The 4,096-nt window shown below is 72.8% G+C and carries 2 protein-coding genes; both read left to right on the forward strand.

The window, feature by feature from the left end; genetic code table 11:
• On the forward strand, positions 1 to 390 hold a 390-nt coding region (locus AC5LUJ_RS04445), incomplete at its 5' end, for a glutamine amidotransferase-related protein (protein ID WP_493464501.1).
• A gap of 196 nt (positions 391 to 586) precedes the next feature.
• Complete coding sequence (carB, locus tag AC5LUJ_RS04450; RefSeq protein WP_250284820.1) at positions 587 to 3,997, forward strand: carbamoyl-phosphate synthase large subunit; 3,411 nt, start codon at positions 587 to 589, stop codon at positions 3,995 to 3,997.
• Positions 3,998 to 4,096 lie beyond the last annotated feature (99 nt).

Raw genomic sequence — 4,096 nt, forward strand, 5'->3', positions numbered from 1 at the left:
CGCCGGGTGCTCGACGCCGGGGTCCCGCTCTTCGGGATCTGCTTCGGCAACCAGGTGCTGGCCAGGGCGCTTGGCTTCGAGACGTACAAGCTGACCTACGGCCACCGCGGGATCAACCAGCCGGTGGCCGAGACCGCGACCGGCCGGATCATGGTGACCAGCCACAACCACGGCTTCGCCGTCCGGGCGCCGCTCGACGGCGTCACACGCACTCCGTACGGGCGGGTCGAGGTCAGTCATGTGGCGTTGAACGACAACGTGGTCGAGGGGCTGGCCTGCCTGGACGTGCCCGCGTTCAGCGTCCAGTTCCATCCCGAGGCGGCGCCGGGCCCGCACGACGCGCACGGCCTGTTCGAGCGCTTCCGCGATCTCATGGCTGCCCGCCGGTGACGCCCGACGGTCCTGGCTGTCCGCTGACGAGGCCCAGCGGGCACGGTGTCGTGGGGCACCGCGACGGGCCGGGTATGGGACGCTGCGAGCCGGCCCGTGGGCCGGCCATCCCGGGTCCGGCGGGCCGCCAGCCGGGTGCCCGCGGGGCGGGCCGGGGGGCAGATAGACGGGGACGCGGACGGGAGGTCGTGCGCTGATGCCGCGGCGGGAGGATCTGACCAGCGTCCTGGTCATCGGGTCGGGGCCGATTGTCATCGGCCAGGCGTGCGAGTTCGACTATTCCGGGACGCAGGCGTGCCGGGTGCTGCGTTCCGAGGGCCTGCGGGTGGTGCTGGTCAACAGCAACCCGGCCACGATCATGACCGATCCGGACCTCGCGGACGCCACCTACGTCGAGCCGATCACCCCGGAGACGGTCGCCAAGATCATCGAGAAGGAGCGCCCGGACGCGCTGCTGGCGACCATGGGCGGGCAGACCGCGCTGAACACCGCCATGGACCTGCACGCCGCGGGCGTGCTCGACCGCTACGGCGTCCGCCTGATCGGCGCGAACATCGACGCGATCCGCGCGGGCGAGGACCGGCAGGCGTTCAAGGACATCGTGGCCGCCGTCGGCGGCGAGACCGCCCGCAGCGCCATCTGCACGACCCCGCAGGAGTGCCTGGCCGCCGCCGAGGAGTTCTCCTACCCGGTGGTGGTGCGCCCGAGCTTCACCCTCGGCGGCGCCGGCAGCGGCTTCGCCCACGACGCCGGCGAGCTGCGCCGGATGGCCGCGGACGGCATCGCCGCGAGCCCGTCCTCGGAGGTCCTGGTCGAGGAGTCCGTGCTCGGCTGGAAGGAGTTCGAGCTCGAGCTGATGCGCGACCGGGCCGACAACGTGGTCGTGGTCTGCTCGATCGAGAACGTCGACCCGATGGGGGTGCACACCGGCGACTCGGTGACGGTCGCCCCGGCGATGACGCTGACCGACCGCGAGTACCAGCAGATGCGCAACATGGCCATCGCGGTCATGCGCGCGGTGGGTGTCGACGCGGGCGGGTGCAACATCCAGTTCGCCGTGGACCCGGCGACCGGGCGGCTCGTCGTGATCGAGATGAACCCCCGGGTGTCCCGGTCGTCGGCGCTGGCCTCGAAGGCCACCGGGTTCCCGATCGCGAAGATCTCCGCGAAGCTCGCGCTCGGGTACACCCTGGACGAGATCCCCAACGACATCACCCGCACCACCCCGGCGGCCTTCGAGCCGGCGCTGGACTACGTCGTGGTCAAGGTGCCCCGGTTCGCCTTCGAGAAGTTCCCCGGGGCGGACCCGGCGCTGACCACGACGATGAAGTCCGTCGGCGAGGCGATGGGGGTCGGGCGCAGCTTCGCCGAGGCGCTGCAGAAGGCGCTGCGGTCGCTGGAGCAGCCGTCGGCGGTGTTCGGCTTCACCGGCGGCCCGGGGGACGCCGAGGAGCTGCTGGCGCGGGCCGGTGTCCCGCACGACGGCCGGCTGCGCACGGTGCAGCAGGCGCTGCGGGCCGGGGCGGACCGGCTGCGGGTGACCGAGGTGACCGGTATCGACCCCTGGTTCGTGGAGCAGATCGACCACCTCAACCGGATCGCCGCCACCGTCACCGGTGACCTGGCCGACCTCGCCCCGGCGGACATCCTGCGGGCCAAGCGCGCGGGGTTCTCCGACGCCCAGCTCGCCGACCTGCTCGCCACCACCGAGGACGCCGTGCGCGCGGCCCGCCACCGCGCCGGCATCCGGCCCGTCTACAAGACCATCGACACCTGCGCGGCCGAGTTCGCCTCGGCCACGCCGTACCACTACTCGTCCTACGACAGCGAGACCGAGGTCGCCCCCAGCGGCCGGCCGCGGGTGATCGTGCTGGGCAGCGGGCCCAACCGGATCGGGCAGGGCATCGAGTTCGACTACGCCTGCTGCCACGCGGTGATGGCGCTCTCGGACGCCGGCTACGAGACGATCATGATCAACTGTAACCCGGAGACGGTCTCCACCGACTACGACACCGCCGACCGGCTCTACGTCGAGCCGCTGACCGTCGAGGACGTCCTGGAGGTCGTCCACGCCGAGCGGCAGGCCGGGGAACTGGTCGGTGTGATCGTCCAGCTCGGCGGCCAGACCCCGCTGGGCATCGCCGCGCCGCTGGCCGCCGCCGGCGTCCCGATCGTCGGGACGGAGCCGCGCGCGATCCACCTGGCCGAGGACCGCGGCCTGTTCGGGCAGGTGCTCGCCCGGGCCGGGCTGCCCTCGCCGCCGCACGGGGTGGCGACCCACTTCGACGAGGCCCGCTCGGTGGCGGAACGGATCGGCTACCCGGTGCTGGTACGGCCGTCCTACGTCCTCGGCGGCCGCGGGATGGAGATCGTCTACGACGAGGCGATGCTGCGCCGCTACATCGAGCGGGCGACCGAGATCAGCCCGCGGCACCCCGTCCTGGTCGACCGGTTCCTCGACGACGCCGTCGAGATCGACGTGGACGCGCTCTACGACGGCACCGAGCTCTACCTCGGCGGCGTGATGGAGCACATCGAGGAGGCCGGGGTCCACTCCGGCGACTCCGCCTGCGCGCTGCCGCCGATCACCCTGGGACGCGGCGAGCTGGAGCGCATCCGCGAGTCCACCCGGCTGATCGCCGAGGGCGTGGGCGTGCGCGGCCTGCTCAACGTCCAGTACGCGCTGCAGTCCGACGTGCTGTACGTGCTGGAGGCCAACCCGCGGGCGTCGCGGACCGTGCCGTTCGTGTCCAAGGCGACCGCGGTGCCGCTGGCGAAGGCCGCCGCCCGGGTGATGGCCGGCACGACCGTGGCGCAGCTGCGCGCGGAGGGGCTGCTGCCCGCCCACGGCGACGCCGCGGTCCTGCCGCTGGACTCCCATATCGCGGTGAAGGAGGCGGTGCTGCCCTTCGGCCGGTTCCGGGACGCCGGCGGCCGTGGGGTGGACACCGTGCTCGGCCCGGAGATGAAGTCCACCGGCGAGGTGATGGGCATCGACGCCGGCTTCGGCGCCGCCTACGCCAAGTCCCAGGCCGCCGCGTCCCTGTCGCTGCCGGTCTACGGCCGGGTGTTCGTCTCGGTGGCCAACCGGGACAAGCGGGCGATGATATTTCCGGTCAAGCGGCTCGCCGACCTCGGTTTCGTCGTCTACGCCACCGAGGGGACCGCGCAGGTGCTGGGCCGCAACGGGGTGAAGGCGGTCGTCCTGGGCAAGCACTCCGTGCCCGACCCGGACCTGGTCGACTGCGTCGAGATGATCATATCCGGCCAGATCAACCTGGTGATCAACACGCCGTGGGGGGTCGGGCCGCGGCTGGACGGGTACGAGATCCGGGCGGCGTGCGTGGCCACCGGCGTGCCCTGCGTCACCACGATCCAGGGCGCCGCCGCCTGCGTGCAGGCCATCGAGGCCCTGATACGCGGCGACATGGGTGTGCGGCCGCTACAGAGCTTCCACGCCGGGCTGCACGACGCCTGGGAGCGGACGTACGGCCCCGGCACCGGCCAGGACGCCGGCCGGCCCACTGATGATCAGCGTACCGGCGGGCCCGCCGGTACCGCGCCCGCCCCCGCCGGCGACGCCCACCGGCAGACGGTGATCGGATGACCGCGTCCGGACGACGGTGGCCGGATGACGGTGGCCGGACGACGGTGGCCGGATGACGGTGGCCGGACGACGGTGGCCGGATGACGGTGGCCGGACGAC

The sequence above is a fragment of the Protofrankia sp. CiP1_Cm_nod3 genome, from assembly GCF_982290655.1.

Coding starts and splice junctions, on each gene's coding strand:
- carB (WP_250284820.1), top strand. CDS start 587: ATGCCGCGGCGGGAGGATCTGACCAGCGTCCTGGTCATCGGGTCGGGG.